General features: G+C 47.7%; 17 protein-coding genes. 13 read left to right on the top strand and 4 right to left on the bottom strand.

Going from position 1 to position 17,622, the window contains the following annotated elements:
- Window positions 1-54 precede the first annotated feature (54 nt).
- Window positions 55-378 (bottom strand): hypothetical protein, encoded by a 324-nt coding sequence (locus tag GZ78_RS07295; RefSeq protein ID WP_034833843.1) that lies wholly within the window; start codon window positions 376-378, stop codon window positions 55-57.
- 607 nt (window positions 379-985) lie between these two features.
- Here GZ78_RS07295 and GZ78_RS07290 point away from each other — a divergent pair.
- Genes GZ78_RS07290 through GZ78_RS07275 form a run of 4 tightly spaced genes read left to right on the top strand, consistent with a single transcriptional unit; the run spans window position 986 to window position 4,647 of the window.
- Window positions 986-1,954, top strand: coding sequence for a glycosyltransferase family 2 protein (locus GZ78_RS07290; RefSeq protein ID WP_034833841.1), 969 nt, complete (start codon window positions 986-988; stop codon window positions 1,952-1,954).
- Complete coding sequence (locus GZ78_RS07285) at window positions 1,941-2,309, top strand: GtrA family protein (protein ID WP_051785909.1); 369 nt, start codon at window positions 1,941-1,943, stop codon at window positions 2,307-2,309. The genes GZ78_RS07290 and GZ78_RS07285 overlap by 14 nt, the downstream gene beginning before the upstream one ends.
- Window positions 2,306-3,112, top strand: a complete 807-nt coding sequence (locus GZ78_RS07280) for a ChbG/HpnK family deacetylase (protein ID WP_034833838.1) — start codon at window positions 2,306-2,308, stop codon at window positions 3,110-3,112. Before GZ78_RS07285 ends, GZ78_RS07280 begins: the two co-directional genes overlap by 4 nt.
- Entirely contained in the window at window positions 3,094-4,647 is a 1,554-nt protein-coding gene (locus GZ78_RS07275) for a glycosyltransferase family 39 protein (RefSeq protein ID WP_034833836.1), read from the top strand. The genes GZ78_RS07280 and GZ78_RS07275 overlap by 19 nt, the downstream gene beginning before the upstream one ends.
- Before the next feature lie 36 nt (window positions 4,648-4,683).
- Here GZ78_RS07275 and GZ78_RS07270 read toward each other — a convergent pair whose 3' ends face one another.
- The 3 genes from GZ78_RS07270 to tadA form a co-directional block, all read right to left on the bottom strand.
- Window positions 4,684-5,154 carry an outer membrane lipoprotein gene (locus tag GZ78_RS07270; protein WP_051785908.1) on the bottom strand — a complete coding sequence of 157 codons (471 nt, stop codon included), beginning with the start codon at window positions 5,152-5,154 and terminating at the stop codon, window positions 4,684-4,686.
- Window positions 5,155-5,331: 177 nt separating this feature from the next.
- Entirely contained in the window at window positions 5,332-9,237 is a 3,906-nt protein-coding gene (gene purL, locus GZ78_RS07265; RefSeq protein ID WP_034833834.1) for a phosphoribosylformylglycinamidine synthase, read from the bottom strand.
- A gap of 198 nt (window positions 9,238-9,435) precedes the next feature.
- The gene (gene tadA / locus GZ78_RS07260) at window positions 9,436-9,936 is read right to left on the bottom strand and encodes a tRNA adenosine(34) deaminase TadA (RefSeq protein WP_081869726.1); all 501 of its coding nucleotides are present in this window, start codon (window positions 9,934-9,936) and stop codon (window positions 9,436-9,438) included.
- Window positions 9,937-10,179: 243 nt separating this feature from the next.
- On the opposite strand from tadA, the gene GZ78_RS07255 reads away from it, so the two are divergent.
- The 9 genes from GZ78_RS07255 to sctU all read left to right on the top strand — a co-directional run bounded on the left by GZ78_RS07255 (window position 10,180) and on the right by sctU (window position 17,550).
- Complete coding sequence (locus GZ78_RS07255; RefSeq protein ID WP_034833831.1) at window positions 10,180-10,677, top strand: type III secretion system chaperone; 498 nt, start codon at window positions 10,180-10,182, stop codon at window positions 10,675-10,677.
- Between the two features lie 106 nt (window positions 10,678-10,783).
- The gene (gene sctN / locus GZ78_RS07250) at window positions 10,784-12,115 is read left to right on the top strand and encodes a type III secretion system ATPase SctN (RefSeq protein WP_034834433.1); all 1,332 of its coding nucleotides are present in this window, start codon (window positions 10,784-10,786) and stop codon (window positions 12,113-12,115) included.
- A gap of 5 nt (window positions 12,116-12,120) precedes the next feature.
- Complete coding sequence (gene sctO / locus GZ78_RS07245) at window positions 12,121-12,582, top strand: type III secretion system stalk subunit SctO (RefSeq protein WP_034833830.1); 462 nt, start codon at window positions 12,121-12,123, stop codon at window positions 12,580-12,582.
- Between the two features lie 96 nt (window positions 12,583-12,678).
- Window positions 12,679-13,416, top strand: a complete 738-nt coding sequence (locus GZ78_RS07240; RefSeq protein WP_034833829.1) for a type III secretion HpaP family protein — start codon at window positions 12,679-12,681, stop codon at window positions 13,414-13,416.
- 55 nt (window positions 13,417-13,471) lie between these two features.
- On the top strand, window positions 13,472-14,512 hold the full coding sequence (gene sctQ / locus GZ78_RS07235; RefSeq protein WP_034833828.1) for a type III secretion system cytoplasmic ring protein SctQ: 1,041 nt from the start codon (window positions 13,472-13,474) through the stop codon (window positions 14,510-14,512).
- A gap of 68 nt (window positions 14,513-14,580) precedes the next feature.
- On the top strand, window positions 14,581-15,240 hold the full coding sequence (gene sctR / locus GZ78_RS07230; RefSeq protein WP_051785907.1) for a type III secretion system export apparatus subunit SctR: 660 nt from the start codon (window positions 14,581-14,583) through the stop codon (window positions 15,238-15,240).
- A gap of 194 nt (window positions 15,241-15,434) precedes the next feature.
- On the top strand, window positions 15,435-15,698 hold the full coding sequence (gene sctS, locus GZ78_RS07225; protein WP_034833827.1) for a type III secretion system export apparatus subunit SctS: 264 nt from the start codon (window positions 15,435-15,437) through the stop codon (window positions 15,696-15,698).
- 14 nt (window positions 15,699-15,712) lie between these two features.
- On the top strand, window positions 15,713-16,504 hold the full coding sequence (gene sctT / locus GZ78_RS07220) for a type III secretion system export apparatus subunit SctT (protein ID WP_051785906.1): 792 nt from the start codon (window positions 15,713-15,715) through the stop codon (window positions 16,502-16,504).
- Window positions 16,501-17,550, top strand: a complete 1,050-nt coding sequence (gene sctU, locus GZ78_RS07215) for a type III secretion system export apparatus subunit SctU (protein WP_034833826.1) — start codon at window positions 16,501-16,503, stop codon at window positions 17,548-17,550. The genes sctT and sctU overlap by 4 nt, the downstream gene beginning before the upstream one ends.
- Window positions 17,551-17,622: the final 72 nt, after the last annotated feature.

Below are 17,622 nucleotides of genomic sequence, written 5' to 3'. Positions count from 1 at the left end.
ACACGCTATCGTTTTTACACCTGCCGGAACAATAAAAGCGTCTCTATAAAAAGCTTACTGATTCAATTCATCCAGCTCGCTCTGATCAACCACTTCATCATTGATCAGTACTTTTTCAGATAATATACCGCTGATATCTTCAGCCTCTTCATCCTGATCATCAATAATAATCCGTGTTACTTCACCACTTTGCATCAGGAAGTCCTGATCTTCTTCAAGCTCTATAATGTCTGACTCGGGCTCAACGGGCGTCTCAACCAGCTCACTGATTGTTTCTTCTTGCAGAGGCTCATCTACCGGCTGCATCAGATAAAGCCCTGCGGCAACAGCCAGAATTCCAAAGCCAAATGCCAGGGCAATCAGATGTTCCTTTCTCATAGTTACTCCGTCACAGGTCTGTGTATGATCTCAGAATCTGGACTATACCGTACCAAACGTCAGGTGATCGGTCATGCTTCTGTTTCAGGGGCATCAGAAAGTCCTAATCAGGCACAATTCAGATAATAGAAAAGAGCCGCTTCTAATTTTTAGTCAATCTTGTCAGGCTCCGACCCCTCGCCATGATGCTTACGTTTCTATCATGGAGCAGTCATCAACAAACCTTGGGAAGGTGCGAATAAGCCCTGCTTCTTCTGACTTTCAGACAAAAATCTCACAGTCTTAAAATAATACTGGCTCGACAGATCGCTTACGTGACTTGCTTTTTTAGTGACACCATACCACTATGAAGGCAGACTTTTGCTCAATTTATAGTCACAAGCACAGGCAGTAATTGCTTCATCAACCATCATGATAAAAAGGCACTCTACTAAAGAGGAATCTGTCTCTTTGTTTAGCCGCTTTATGAATTGAGCATCACAGTAAACAGTGTCAAGCCGATAAATAATAACAATCAAAAACAGCCATGAGCCTGATGTTTCACGCCTGTATTTCAGAATAAAACGCGAAACTTATGGCCATATGAAATTATCGAGCCGGAGACAAGATGCCTGTTAACAACTCATTCTTACTCAGCTGCGTAGTGCCGGTTTTCAATGAAGGTCCAGTCATTGGCCAGTTTCTGGAGGCACTTAAAGTGCAACTGGAAGCGATAACCGACCACTTTGAGATTGTAGTGGTTGACGATGGCAGCACTGACAAAACCGTGGAACTGGTAGAGCCCTTCTGTGAAGACGAAAGAGTCAAACTGATAGAGTTATCAAGAAACTTTGGTAAGGAAACGGCACTCACGGCAGGAATAGATGCAACATCCGGTGATGCCGTCGTTCTTATAGATGCAGATTTCCAACACCCTCTGGAAATGATTCCTGTTTTTGTTGATTACTGGCGCCAGGGCTACCAGATGGTTTATGGCGTTCGTCAAGACAGGGAAAATGAATCATTCCTTAAAAAGAAAGGCGCTCAGTTTTTCTATCAGATTATGCATTCCAGCACAGGGATTGATGTACCCGCTCATGCTGGTGACTTCCGACTAATGGACAAAGTCGTCGTTGAAGCGTTAAAAGCCATGCCCGAACGAAGCCGGTTTATGAAAGGCATTTATGCCTGGGTGGGATACAAGAGTATTGGTCTGCCTTTTCAGGTCAGAGACAGACTGGCAGGGGAATCCGGCTGGGATTACGGCAAACTGACCAGCCTGGCTCTTTCAGGTATTACCGCCTTTACTACACTCCCCCTGAGAATCGTCGGTGGACTCGGACTGATTATTTCATTTATATCCGTTTTCTATGCTTTCTTTATTATTTTCAGAACCATTGTCCTCGGTGCACCTTTACCCGGTTGGCCTACCGTTATAGTCGCCATCACATTTATTGGCGGCATACAGCTTTTATCTCTCTGGATATTGGGAGAGTACGTTTCTGGCATTTTCTGTGAAGTAAAAAATCGCCCCAGGTATTTAATTCAAAGGCAGCTGGGATTCAAGAATCAGAAGGATAGCGATGCAGCTGATTAAGTTTATTGTTATTGGGGGAAGCGCTGCAGCTGTACATCTTTCTGCACTCTGGCTATTAGTCAACCTGACACAACTGAACCCACTGATGGCCAACCCTGCTGCTTTTATTCTGGCTTTCATTGTCAGCTATCTCGGGCATTCATTATGGACTTTCAATCACAAGCAACATGCTCTGCGCAGTAGTTTGGTGAAATTCCTGCTGGTTCAATTGATTTGTAGTTTTGTACTCAACCAGGGACTTTATACCCTGCTTTTAAACTATACCGACTTAAATTATCTGGTAGCCAGCTTTATCGTTCTGGCAACAATTCCCCTGATCACTTTTACCCTGAGTAAATACTGGGCCTTTAAATGAAAAAAATAACATTGTGCGCAGATGATTATGGGATGCACCCCGGAGTATCGGAAGCCATTATTGAACTGGCCAGTAAAGGAAGGATTCAGGCAACCAGCTGCATGGTCACTAGCACGAATTGGTCAGAACAGGCAAAACACCTCACCCCCCTTCAAGACAAGATTGATATTGGCTTGCACCTGAATTTAACAGAAGGCAAAGGACTCAGTTCTGGTTTTATGAATGGATTCCCCAGTTTGAATCAGGTGCTGATAAAAAGTCACCTTCGTCTTCTGGATAAAACCGCCCTCCTGGAAGAGATTACTGCTCAATATCAATGCTTTCTAGATACGACAGGCAGAGCTCCAGACTTTGTTGATGGCCACCAGCATATCCACCATTTACCCATGATCAGGGAAGCCTTGTTATCGGTTCTTCGTCGCTTTAAACCCGACCCTTCTTACTGGGTGAGAAGTGTTACCCCGATCATTCACCATGGTGGCGGACTGAAAAGCTACATCATCGAAGGTTCTGGTGGAAAAAGTCTCCTCTATGAGCTGATCAACCAAAGTATCAACACGAATACATCCTTTGCCGGTATTTACTCTCTTGAGCCAAAGGAAAACTACTCGGCACTGATGAAGTGCTGGTTATCAGAGTCTTACGACAGAGGGCTCATCATGTGTCACCCGGGTAAAACTTCTGGTCATAATAGCCTGGATCACCCGGAAGCCAGACAACTGGAGTTTGATTACTTATCGGGCCAAGATTTTGTGGAAGACTGTCAAAACGCAGGAGTTGATCTGTGCAGAATGAAGCAATAACGGCTGAGTCTTCGCCCACTTCAGTTGAAATAAAGCACCCTTATCGCTGGCTAAGCCTGATCTGCCTTTTCCAGCTCCTATTCTGGACAATGGGCCCATGGCTGGCCAGAAACACTCTTCACTCCGACACGCTTGAGGGAATTGCCTGGGGCAACCTTTGGCAATGGGGGTACGATAAACACCCTCCTCTGGCAGCCTGGATTGCAGCTTTTTTTTCAAATCTGAGCGACACCAGTGACTGGCCTGTTTATTTATTGGCTCAGATCTGTGTGGTCATTGCCTTTATCGCCATTTGGAAGCTAGCCAGAGAATATCTAACCGGGGCAGGTGCATTACTGGCCGTCTTTTTATTACAGGGCATTCTCTTTTACAGCAACCGTGTTGAAAGAGTGACTCCCGATACACTGCAGCATCCCGTCTGGGCCTTGCTTGCCCTGACGTTTTATTTTGCAGTAACTCGCCAATCTATCAGCTACTGGCTCATTACAGGTGTCATGGCAGGTTTGGCCATCCTTACCAAGTATCAGGCCATCGTATTGTTTGCACCTCTGCTCATCGTTTTACTGATTACTTCAGAGGGCAGAAAGGCACTATCATCCGTCGGCCCATGGCTAGGGGGGATTGTTGCATTAACTATTGCGGCCCCACATCTCTATTGGCTCTGGGAAAATAACTTTGCCGCTGTCAGTTATCTGGAAGATAACTATGTTGAGAGTGCCCGTTATGGCACAGGGACCGACTGGGATCATTTAACGTTCCCTTTCAGTTTCATCAAGAACAGTCTTGGCAATATCTTCGTGCTCTTCTTATTGATGATCCCCCTTTTCAGAGCACCGAAACTGCCTATTGTTTACCCTTCTTTTAAGAAAGTTTTTCTTATCGCCATAGCCACAGGGCCTTTTGCTTTTACACTCGTGTTTGGACTGGTTACAGGAGAGAAGCTGGTACCACGCTGGGCAACCCCCTACTTTGCATGGCTACCTTTGTTGATACTTGTCTGGCTTCGCCCACTGATTGATTATCAGCGTTTCAAAAAAATCGTGCTCTGGTGCTTACTCACCGGCTTGATATTTGTTTCTTTAAGGTGCAGTTACCTGCTATTCAAACCTCTCTTTGATGATGATTACTGGGATTCAGTAGAGTTCATGCCATTACGAGCACAGATGCTGAAAGCTGAAGAGTTATGGTCTCATCATTACAACCAGCCCATGCATTATCTGGGAGGCCTTCATTATCATGTCGCTGAACTGATTGCTTACAGTCACAATCGAAAAACCACTCCATTTTTTGGGCTGAATCCGGCAGAAAGTCTCTGGATGAAGGAAGAAGATTTCCGTAAGAAAGGCGGGATCATTGTCATGGTGGATGGTAAGCGAAACTCAGAACAAGTCCGGCAGCGGCTTGAGAAGAATTATCCCCAGGCTGAATTTCTGGGTCGATTTGAATTTGAGCCTGTTACCAAGATAAAGATTAATGACAAGCCCAAACTAGTCGTTGAGTATTACCTCATAAGGCCTCAGTCGATCCAGAAATAAATTGGCGGTTGGCCTGTTAGCCACCCGCCTTTGCTATCACTGAACCTTAACTACCCGGCTGGTTGAGCCCTGAGTCAGGATTTTCACTTTATCCCCTGAAGCAAAGTTAACCGCTGGATCAACCTGTTGAACAACAGAAACATAAGAGCCATCATCCAGTCTGACGGTCAGCTCTACACCTTGCTTGGCAGTGATTTTTTTCTCAGCCATACTGCCCAGAACACCACCGGCCACGGCTCCAGCCACTGCGGCAATGGCACTTTCACGCTGACCACCAATACTGGAGCCTGTTATTCCCCCTACCGCTGCTCCGGCAAGAGTACCTACTTCGCCCTGAGTGCCTTCAAGCTTGACCAGTCTGGACTCGGCCACAGTACCAAAAAGGACTGTCTGCATTTGACGGGCTTCAGAAGCAGAATAAGTGGTCCCGGTCTGGTCTGTCATGCAGCCAGTCAGAGAGAGTGAAAGCAAGAAGACGATCCCTGCCTGTTTAATCCTGTTGTTCATAAATGAGTCTCCCAGTACGTTTACCTTCCATTTCCTGTCCAGTTTAGATGCTTAGAATGGAAAATAGTTCGAAGGCCTGCTTCGCCGAGACTGATGTACTGACATCCGGCAATATTTCTACTGATTATAAGAAAAGAGGCTGAGTCAATTATGAATCAGCCTCTTGGTTCTCTTAAATCAGTCAACCCAGACCCGGGCATTCCTGAACATTCTCATCCAGGGCGAATCTTCACCCCAGGTATCAGGATACCAACTGTTCTGAACGGTCCTGAATACCCTTTCAGGGTGAGGCATCATGATAGTGACCCTGCCATCAGCAGAGGTCAAACCGGTGATACCTTCAGGTGAACCATTCGGATTGTATGGGTAACGATCGGTCGCTCTTCCCAGATTATCCACATATTTTAAAGCCAATTGAGCACTGACTGACAGCTTCTGAATCTGATCAGCTCTCTTGAATTCAGCAAAACCTTCACCATGAGCCACTGCAATAGGCATTCTGGCCCCTTCCATACCTCGAAGGAGAATGGATTTGCTCTGCTGAACTTCAACCATCACCGTTCTGGCTTCAAACTGTTCTGACTGGTTGCGGACAAAGTGTGGCCAGTGTTCTGCACCAGGAATCAACTCATGCAGGTTAGACAGCATCTGACAACCATTACAGACACCGAGAGTGAAGCTGTCGGGTCGATCAAAGAAAGCAGCGAACTGATCACGAGCCATTCCGTTAAACAGAACCGACTTTGCCCAGCCTTCTCCTGCTCCCAGAACGTCCCCGTAGGAGAAGCCACCACAGGCCACCAGACCTTTGAATTCAGCCAGATTGCGTCGGCCTGTGAGGATATCACTCATGTGAATATCGACCGCTGAAAAGCCAGCCTTGTCAAACGCAGCTGCCATTTCTACATGCCCATTGACACCCTGCTCTCTCAGAATGGCTACCTGAGGTTTGCTGGCACCCGTAGCAATAAAGGGGGCTGCAACATCATTGGATATGTCAAAAGGCAGAGAGGCATGCAGCCCCTTGTCGGTATCGTCCAGCAGGTTATCAAACTCCTGGAGCGCGCACTCAGGGTTATCCCTCAGAGCTTGCATACGATAGCTGGTTTCAGACCACCAGCGCTGATGTTTAACCCGGCTTTCACTGATGACCCGCTCACCATTAAAGGTAAAGTTGATGCGCTGATCAGGCCTCAGAGAAGCAATAGTATGAGTGCAGGAGCCCAAGCCGAGCTCGGCCAGGATATCTTTGACCTTACCCTTGTCTTCACGACGAACCTGCAGCACCGCACCCAGCTCTTCATTAAACAGAGCTGGAATAATGGCAGCTTCGCAGCCAGCCAGCTTATCCAGATTAACCTCAATACCGGAATGACCAGCAAAAGCCATTTCAACCAAAGTAGTGAAGAGACCGCCGTCTGAACGATCGTGGTAAGCCAATAGCAAGTCTGCTTCCAGACATTGCTGGATACCCTTAAAGAATCCTTTAAGGTCTTCAGCTGACGAAACATCAGGTGCGACGTCACCAATCTGGCCATACACCTGTGCCAGAGCAGAACCACCCAGACGATTCTGGTCACGACCCAGATCCACCAGCAACAGATCCGTTTCACCCTTATCAGTGCGAAGCTCTGGAGTCACAGTCTTACGAATGTCTGTCACGGGAGCAAAGGCAGAAATCACCAGAGACAGAGGTGAAGTCACACTTTTTTCTGCTTCGCCGTCCTTCCAGCTGGTACGCATAGACATAGAATCTTTGCCCACTGGAATAGCAATGCCCAGCTCCGGGCAGAGTTCCATACCCACCGCTTTACAGGTTTCATAAAGCTTGGCGTCTTCACCCGGATGTCCAGCAGCAGCCATCCAGTTCGCAGAAAGTTTCACATCGCCCAATTTGGCAATGCGAGTGCTGGCAATGTTAGTGATAGCTTCACCCACCGCCATACGACCGGATGCAGGTGCATCGATCAGGGCCAGAGGGGTTCTCTCACCCATGGACATAGCTTCACCAGCAAAGGTATCAAATGCTGAAGCGGTTACCGCACAGTCAGCAACCGGTACCTGCCATGGGCCAACCATCTGTTCACGCGCTACCAAACCCGTGATGGAGCGATCACCAATAGTAATCAGGAAGTTTTTACTGGCCACTGTGGGCAGCTTCAGAACCCGCTCACTGGCTTCTTGCAGAGAAATACCGGAAAGATCCAGCGCGCTCTGAGAGATATTCTCAGCCTGCACATCACGGTGCATACGGGGTGGCTTACCCAGCAAAACATCCAGAGGCATATCAACAGGATTATTGTCGAAGTGACTGTCTTCAACCAGCAGATGAGGCTCATTCGTTGCCTCACCCACCACAGCGTAGAGGCACCGCTCTCGCTTACAAATCGATTCAAACAGCTCCATATTTTCCGGAGCAACCGCCATCACATAACGTTCCTGGGATTCATTACACCAGAGCGCCAGTGGTGACATACCCGGTTCATCATTCAAAATATCTCTGAGCTGGAAACGACCACCACGGCCTCCATCACTGACCAGCTCAGGTAGAGCATTAGATAATCCACCAGCACCCACATCGTGGATGAAAGCGACAGGGTTCTCATCCCCCAGCTGCCAACACTGATCGATAACTTCCTGACAGCGGCGCTCCATTTCCGGATTGTCGCGCTGAACACTGGCGAAATCGAGGTCTTCCTGGCCTTCACCGGAAGTCATGGATGAGGCCGCACCGCCACCCAGGCCGATCTGCATGGCCGGACCACCCAGAACAATCAGCTTGGCACCAACAGGAATATCACCTTTCTCGACATGGTCTGCCCGAATATTACCCAGACCACCGGCCAGCATGATGGGTTTATGATATCCCCTCACCTCTTCACCGGCTGAACCTTTGGCAGTTGTTTCGAAAGTACGGAAGTAACCGCAGAGATTAGGACGACCAAATTCATTATTAAAGCCAGCACCACCCAGAGGACCGTCCAGCATAATATCCAGAGCTGTAACAATTCGATCTGGCTTGCCGTACTCTTTTTCCCAGGGCTGTTTGTAACCGGGGATATTCAGGTTGGATACTGAAAAGCCGGTCAGACCCGCCTTTGGCTTGGAGCCTCGGCCGGTAGCACCTTCATCACGGATCTCACCACCTGCACCGGTAGAAGCACCGGGCCAGGGCGAAATAGCCGTAGGATGGTTATGAGTTTCGACTTTCATCAGGATATGAATGTCTTCCTGATGATATTGGTAGTCTTTCTTTTCAGGAGACGGGAAGAATCGTCCTGCTTTAGAGCCTACAATGACTGAAGCATTGTCTTTGTAAGCTGAAAGCACACCTTCACTGTTCATATTGTGAGTATTGCGAATCATCTGAAACAAAGAATGATCCTGCTTCTCACCATCAATGCTCCACGTCGCATTAAAAATTTTATGACGGCAATGCTCAGAGTTGGCCTGGGCAAACATCATCAGCTCAACATCAGTCGGGTTCCTGTCCAACCCCTGATAGCTGGTGACGAGATAGTCAATTTCATCTTCTGCCAGAGCAAGCCCCAGAGCCAGGTTCGCTTCAGCCAGAGCTTCACGTCCCCCAGCAAGAATATCGACACAATTCAGAGGGGCAGGTTCAGTCTCTGCAAACAAAACTTCAGCCTCACTCGCATCAGCCAGAACCGCTTCAGTCATGCGGTCATGAATCAGGCTTGCTACCTGTTCTTTCTGGTGTTGACTGAGGCCTTCTTCAGCAGACACATAATAAGCCAGACCGCGCTCAATACGGTGAACTTTGCTGAGACCACAGTTTTCAGCAATGTTGGTGGCTTTACTGGACCAGGGAGAAATTGTGCCTGGACGGGGTACAACAAGAAACAGAGCGCCTGAGCACTCACCTTCCTGCATCCGGGGACCATAGGTCAGAAGCTGCTCCAGAACTTTCAGTTCCTGGTCAGATAATGCCTCGTCAACCCGAACAAAGTGCTGGTATTCAGCAAAAACACCGGCTATTTCAGGGATCCTGTGTTGCAGGGTTTCCAGCAGCTTTTGGCTGCGAAACGGCGATAGAGCCGGAGCACCACGCAAAATCAGCATGTTAAAAACTGTCCTCAATTGGACTCAGGGAGATAATCAGGTGCGGTATAATAATCGAAACTCCAGTATGGAAACCAGTGATTGATCTACGGATCTGGTCAATATCGAGACCAAAAAATGCATAAAGCTACTTTGATCAGGAGAAATACCACTAAAATACTGGAAGATTCTCAGCTCACAGAGCCTGAAACTATCGAGTCAGCAGAGCTTAAGGCGTTGCTTCTCAGCCTTTTTGGCTTCACGGCGAGCTTTAAAAAACGCTGAAATCATTTCACTGCATTCGTCTTCGAGAACACCTGCCGTCATTTCCACCCGATAATTCATAAAAGGCAACTCTAACGTTCTGGCCTGGCTGATCAGCGCGCCGGCTTTAGGTTCCAAAGCACCAAAAACTACCCGTTTGACCCGGCTGTGAATAATGGCACCGGCACACATAGTACAAGGCTCAAGGGTCACATAGAGCTCACAGTCCACCAACCGATAGTTGTCCGCGTGGGCTGCAGCCTCTTGCAATGCTAACACTTCAGCATGCGCCACCGGGTTGCAGCCACTGATAGGCTGATTGAATCCCCGACCTATGATTTTCCCTTCTCTGATGACAACAGCTCCCACAGGTACTTCACCTTTGTCCCGGGCCTTTTCAGCCTCCTTCAGGGCTTCTCGCATCCAGAAACTATCGGTGCTCTCTTGATCTACCAAAAAGAATCTCACTACTCAACGAAGAAAAAAAGTTCAAACAAGTATACAGACGTTCGTTACTTTGACCGATAAAGACATTTAATCGTTAAAAGACTTCAATCTGGCCGTGGAGTTCCCGGAACAAGTATCTAGCAGAAAACAATGTTCCGAATTCTTCAACGCAACCCAAAAGAGCGATATATACTGAAAGTTAGTTCTCATTATTTCAGTTTCTTACTAAGTACCATTGGAGGGTATGATCGAATGAGTTACAAGCAAAATGTAGAAGAGAATCTACAGCATTTTGCAGAGAGCATCGGTCTTGGCGAGCTCAGCTTAAATGAACACGATGCTTGTGGTCTCTGTTTTGATGATACCCTGATCGTGAATATGGAATACCTGGAAGAAGATGAAGCCTTGGTGTTTGTCTCTTCGGTAAAACCCATGGACGCCCACGACGACGCTAAAACCAGCCTCTACGAAAAGCTCCTGTCACTGAACCTTCAGCATCACAGTATGCAAGGGGCATTTAATGCCCTGAATCATGACAAATCTGAAGTTTTGCTGATTCGTTCAATGCTGGCTTCCTCTGACTACGGTAATTTTGAATCAACCCTTGAGAAGTTTGTAAACACACTCGAATGGGTTATTTCTGAAGTCGACAATACCGAGAGCGATGGCACTGCTGCTCCTAAAGAGAGTGGGCCAAAAACGCCTCCAACCGCTCCAGGCGGACCTGGAGATATGGGTATGATGGTCTGACTCTTGACTCAAGTGTCAAAAAAAGAGGGCTTTTTTAGCCCTCTTTTTATTTCCAGCAGATCAGCCCCCTAAAATAACAGTATGAGTGGCAGAGGAGACAGGGATCGTGGCCGAAGCACTTAACTACCTCACTTCAGCTCTGCAAGGTGCCGTCGAAAGCAGCCGGTTAGTGGATATCCGTGGTCGTGTGACCGAAGTTCAGGGCATGATCATTAAAGCAGCCGTTCCCGGGGTAAAAATCGGCGAGCTCTGTGAGCTGGTGACTCCCAACGATGAAAAAACCGGATACGCCGAAGTTGTTGGCTTTCAGGGTCATGAAACAGTGTTATCTCCCATGGGCGAAATCATGGGTATCTCCTCTACCACAGAAGTGATTCCCACTGGCAAAGTTCACCATGTAGGTGTTGGCAGTCACCTTCTTGGTCACGTACTGGATGGAATGGGCAACCCCTTAAACCCAAAGGCCTTTGATGGCATAGAGCCAGAAACCTGGTACCCGGTTTATGCCAACAGCCCGGACCCGATGACTCGCAGGATTATTGATAAGCCCCTGCCACTTGGTTTGAAAGCTCTGGATGGAGTACTCACCTGCGGTGAAGGTCAGCGGATGGGTATTTTCGCAGCGGCCGGTGGTGGTAAAAGTACGCTTCTCTCGATGCTGGTCAAAGGAGCGGAGGTCGATGTAACCGTTCTGGCGCTCATCGGTGAAAGGGGCCGGGAACTCAGAGAATTTATTGAGCATGACCTGGGCCCGGAAGGGGTTAAGAAATCCGTAATCATTGTTGCTACCTCAGATAAGTCTTCCATGGAAAGAGCCAAGGCTGCCTACACAGCCACGGCCGTTGCAGAATATTTCAGGGATAAAGGCAAAAAAGTCTTACTGCTGATGGATTCTGTCACCCGTTTTGCTCGTGCCCAGCGTGAAATAGGATTAGCGGCCGGCGAGCCTCCCACTCGTCGGGGTTTCCCTCCTTCAGTATTTGCCACCCTTCCCAAACTGATGGAGCGTGCCGGCATGTCGGACACAGGTTCAATCACAGCGCTCTACACCGTGCTGGTAGAAGGTGATGATATGACCGAACCCGTGGCGGACGAAACCCGATCCATACTGGACGGTCATATCATCCTTTCAAGAAAGCTGGCTGCAGCCAACCACTATCCGGCCATTGATGTTTTATCCAGTGCCAGCCGTGTCATGAACGCTATCACCCCGGAAGAACATAAAGCTGCTGCCGGTAAGCTCAGAGAGCTTCTCGCCAAGTTTGAAGAGATAGAACTACTGGTGAAAGTCGGTGAATACAAAGCCGGATCCGATGCTGTGGCCGATGAAGCTTTACAGAAAATTGATGCTATCCGGACTTTTCTAAAGCAACGCACAGATGAATTGAACGATTATGACGCCACTATTCAGCAGTTGCGTCAGGTAGTTGGAGTCTAACCTGAATGCTTCACGAGCTGCTCAAAGTCAAGCAGATCAGGGAAAGATCTGCTCGGGACGAAGTTCGTAAATGCGAGTACCGCCTTGAACAAGCTCAGCTAGAAGTCAAAAACAAAGAGCAGGAGCTGGAAGAGTACATTGACTGGCGATGTAAAGAAGAACAACGGCTCTACGATAACATTATCAATACCGAGATAAAGCAGAACGATCTGGATCAGCTGAAAGCAAAGGTGGCCCAGATGCGTGAAAAGGATGTACTGCTGGAACAGGCCATCAACGAAGCCAAACAAAATGTCGTTAAGGCCAAAGAACAGCTCGAGCAGGCCCGTGATAAGCACATGAAGGCCATGCAGGCTGTGGAAAAGTTTGAAGAGTTCACCAAGGTTCTGGACGAGGACGCCGCTAAAGAAGCTGCTCGCCTCGAAGACCTGGAGATGGAAGAATTTACTGTTCGCCCAAAATTCTAGGGCGCTCAGACAATCAGCCATGAGCAGAAAATGCCAGCCACGTTACTGGCAGGAACGTTGATCAAAGGCATTTTCATAATAAACAGGAGGCGAACCATGCAGCCGACCAATCAGAATCAGAATGTTCAGCAAAATACCAACAATAGCCAACCGACTCAGAATCAAAGCCAAAAGGTTTCTGAAGATCAGGCTTCTGACTTTTCCAAGAAGATGAAAAAGAAAGAAGATCCGAAGAGCGCCAAAGGGGAATCCAAGGACGATCAAAGTCTGGAAAGCCTGATGGCAGAGCGGAGAAAGTCTGCCAAAGAAGCTCTGGAAGGTAAGTTCAAGGATCAGGGCGGTGGCCGGGAAGGACAAAAGGGCCAGGAAGAAGGCGCCATGAAGTCCCTGCTTGAAGGCAATGAGCAAGCTATAGGTCAGGTCAGAGAAACCCAGCAGGCCGCTGAAGCTCAACTCAAAAGTATTCAGGCTGTTAGCGGACCCAAAGAAATCAACGAAGTGATCAATAAGCTGGTTGATAAGATCATGGTGTCTTCAAAAGACGCTATTGAAGGCGCTGAAGTACGCATCACCCTGAAGGATAATATATTACCTGGTACCGAAATTCGAATTCAAAGAGTTTCAGGTGAATTGCAAGTGACCATGAACACCTCTTCGGCTGATTCCCATAACTTCCTGGTAGCCAACGAAGCCAGCTTGATGAAAAGCCTGGAAAAGCTCGGAGAGAAAGTACAGGTCAATATCAACATGTCCGGCGGGGGCGGAGATCAAAATGATGGTCGTTCACAGCAGGAATATGTGGGTGAAGAAGAACAGGAAGATGATGACTCCTGAACCAGGAACTGCTGAGTGAGAAAAAACCTCAACAGCCCCTAACAGGTAAAAAGTAATGGAAGCGATACCACTGAAGTTTGAGTCAGTATCAGCAACTGAACTTCAGTTGGGCCAACTCCTGTGCCAACGTAAAACCTGCTACCAGATTAACCTGAATGGCATAGATTTCACCGTGTCCCTTGCTGGCCTTGACCACCAGACTTCCAGCTGGCAAGCAGACGTTGAGCTGGCTGGCTATCCAAGTAAATTATATCTGGGCCACCAGGTCCTGGATTTTTTATTGCCCAACAAGCTTGACCATCAGGTTATTAAAAAACTACCCGACGACCTTCGTGCAGCGGCTATTTCCAGCAGCCTGGCTCCCATTTTCAATTTCCTGAGCCAGATGCTGGGCCAGTCTGTCACGCTTAATCACCTCAAGCCAGCTGAGCAAACAGACGCCACGTTAATTGCTGTGGATCTTGAAACCGAAAACATCCATTCAAGAATTCAGATTGAGCACTCTCAGGTCATTGAGAATTTATTAAAGTCAATTCCACCTCATCAATCCATCTCACTGCCCGATATACCTTTATGGGTGTCCCTGCAAAAAGGCAGTACCGTGTTAGCGCGCAGCGAACTCAATCACTTGGAAAAAGGCGACATTGTTTTTCTTGAAAATCATGTCGGTGATTCAGAGGTGATTGTAAGAATCAAAAAGAATGCTGCTTTTCTCGGCACTCTTGAGGATACCCGGGTCACTATTTCACAGAGGCTTCAGGCTATGGAAGAATATTCTGCCGAAGAGCACGCTGAGCATGAAGAGCCTATGCCCCAGGAAGCAGCACCGGAAACTCCGGAAGCACCTGCGGCCCCGATTGACCTTCATGATCTGCCCGTGGTTCTGATGTTCGAAGTAGGTGAGCAACAGCTGACATTCGCAGAACTTCAGCATCTCACTCCCGGATATGTCTTCCAACTCAGTAACCCACTGGAAGCACCCGTAAGAATCAGGGCCAATGGTCAACTGATTGGGAAATGCCAACTGGTAGAAATAGAAGGCCGACTCGGAGCCCGGATCACAGAACTTAAAGGCAAGGAATCTGGCCAGGAATAAATAGCTTAGCCAGACTTCAGGGCTAAACCCTAACAACCCGGCAGTAATCCAGTTAAGCAGGTTCCCGCATGGAAAGCGGCATACTGAATCTTACCAGCCCATTTTATTTAATGGTGCCACTGGCACTGATGGCGCTGATCCCGTTCATGGCAGTAATGGGCACTTCTTTCCTGAAATTGGTGGTGGTCTTTTCCATTCTCAGAAACGCCACGGGTCTCCAGCAGATTCCTCCGAACATTGCCATGAATGCTTTGGCGATCATACTGACGCTCTACATCATGGCACCCGTAGGTTATCAGACCTATGAAATTTTAGAGCCAGAAAAGCTCAACTTTGATGACCTCTCCTGGATTGAGACCGTCAAGCTGGCCAGTGCACCCTACAAACAGTTCCTGAAAGACAACACCAATGAAAATGAACGCAATTTTTTCCTGAAGTCAGCCCGCCTGCTCTGGCCAAAAAAATATCAGCAAGAGCTTTCTGGAGATGACTTTATAGTACTGCTGCCTTCATTCTGTATTACGGAACTGACCAAAGCATTCCAGATCGGATTTTTACTCTACTTACCTTTCATAGTCATTGACTTAATCGTCTCAAACATTTTGCTGGCCATGGGTATGATGATGGTATCCCCCATGACAATTTCACTGCCTTTCAAACTGCTGCTGTTTGTCCTTTTGGACGGCTGGACTCGCCTGATCCAGGGGCTGATTCTGAGCTACGGCTAGGAGGTTGACCGAGAATAGACAGCCCGGCCTAAAATCCAGAAAGAACGGCCATCTTTTCCACTGAATTTGCTTAAATAGGTCAACTATTCGCACAAATTCAGTGAAAAAGCTGACTCGTTCTACTGAATTTTATGCTCGGACGCTATTCTCGGTCAGCCTCCTAGAGGCTACTTAATGCTTCAAGGGATAAGAACATGGTAGATTCCGACATCATCCAGCTAACAGCTCAGGCGTTAATGCTGACACTGATTCTCTCAATGCCTCCCATTATCGCGGCTGCCGGCGTGGGCCTGCTGATCAGTTTAATTCAGGCTCTGACCCAGATTCAGGAACAGACTCTGCCTTTTGCTTTTAAATTGATCGCCGTCATCATCAGCATCTTTGCAACAGCACGATGGCTTGGCCTTGAGATCTATCACTACTCGCTGGCGATCATGAACAAAATACCGGACCTCTAACCGGACAGAACACCATGATCATCCCAATTGATGAGCTTAAAGAGTGGTTTTATATTTTCACCATGGGCATGCCCAGGATTGTTGCCCTGTTCACTCTGATACCTTTCCTGCACAAACGAATGCTGGGTGGTGCCATGATGCGAAATGGCATTTGCGCCTGCCTGATTCTCTTTCTTCACCCCATGCTGGCAGAGCATAAGCCCGATGAAACCATCACTATCTATGCCACGGCAGGCATTGTCCTTAAAGAAGCTTTTATAGGCGCCATTATCGGCTTTTGCATCACTATCCCATTTTGGGCACTGGAGTCTGCAGGCTTTTTTATCGATAACCAACGGGGTGCTTCTATGGCGAGCGCCCTGAACCCTCTGTCGGGCGCAGAAACCTCTCCCATGGGAGTATTATTCTCCCAGGCTTTCACTGCCATTTTTATGGTCAGTGGCTTGTTTTTATTGTTGTTGCAAAGCTTGTTTATCAGTTACGACGCCTGGCCCGTATTCAGTTTTTACCCCAAACTGAATCCTGAAGCATCGATCTTTTTCCTTAACCAGTTTGACTTGATTATTGGACTGGCCATGTGGCTCGCTGCTCCTGTTGTTATTTCTATGTTCATCACTGAATTCGGCATTGCACTGATCAGCCGATCAGCCCCCCAGCTGAACGTATTTATTCTGGCCATGCCCATCAAATCCGGTGTGGCCGCAGCCATACTGGTGGTCTACGTCAGCACCATTCTCAAACTGGCCAAAAAGCATGACGAAGGCATTCCCATGATTTTCAGGACCGTGGGAGAGCTCTGGAAATGAGCGGTGAAAAGACAGAGAAACCCACACCTAAAAAACTGCGCGATGCCCGCAAGAAAGGACAAGTGGCCAAGAGTAAAGAGGTCTCCAGCACCTTTGGTATCATAGCCGTTGTCTGCACTATCTGGTTTATGAGTGAAATGTTTCTCACAACCATTCAGGAAATGGTCATCCTCCCTGCTACTGTCTATAACGAAGACTTTAACGACGCTTTCAAGATAGTTACCCAGGGAATTCTTGAAAAATCCATTGAACTTTTGCTGCCTTTGGTGATGGTTTCCATGCTGTCCGCCATCATTGGTAATGTGATGCAGTTTGGCTTTCTGTTAGCCGGCGAATCCATAAAACCTGATATCAAGAAGATCAGCCCTATCGCAGGCTTCAAACGAATTTTTGCCATCAAAAACCTGGTGGAATTTTTCAAGTCTGTTATTAAAATCGTTTTTCTTTCCATCGTTGTTTACTTCGTTATCAAGGGCAGCCTTGGTGATATGGTTAACCTTCCCTACTGTGGTAGTAGCTGCATTCTCCCTGTGGTTGGGATCTTGATGAAAAAACTACTGATTTATGCCATTGCCGCTTTCATAGTGATATCAGTACTGGATTTTCTCTTCGAAAAGCAGCAGTTCACCAAGCAAAACAAGATGTCTAAAGATGAAGTAAAGCGTGAGTACAAAGAGATGGAAGGTAGTCCCGAAATCAAAGGTAAGCGGAAAGAGATTCATCAGGAAATTCTTAACGAAGCTGAAAACACCAAAAAGTCAGATGTCGTGATCAAAAACCCAACGCACCTGGCTATCGGCCTGCACTATAAACAGGATGTCACACCCCTGCCTGTTGTCACTGTAAAAGGCCGGGGTGGACGGGCACGTTTTATCGTGAAAATTGCAGATAAAGAAGGCATACCTGTCATGGAAAACGTTCCACTGGCTCACGCCTTGTTTGATACCGACATTGCCAGCTACATACCCAGTGACTTGATTGAACCAGTAGCAGAAGTTTTCCGCTGGGTTGAAGATCTCAAAGAGAAACAGGGTCAGTTTGAATAGATCTGTTTTCTATCGGCCTATAGCCTATTAATACCCCCCCTCCAGTAGAGAGCCTCTGTTCATTCAATTTTT

This window comes from Endozoicomonas numazuensis (genome assembly GCF_000722635.1).
GTDB lineage: Bacteria > Pseudomonadota > Gammaproteobacteria > Pseudomonadales > Endozoicomonadaceae > Endozoicomonas_A > Endozoicomonas_A numazuensis.
This window is presented reverse-complemented; position numbering and strand designations above follow the sequence as displayed.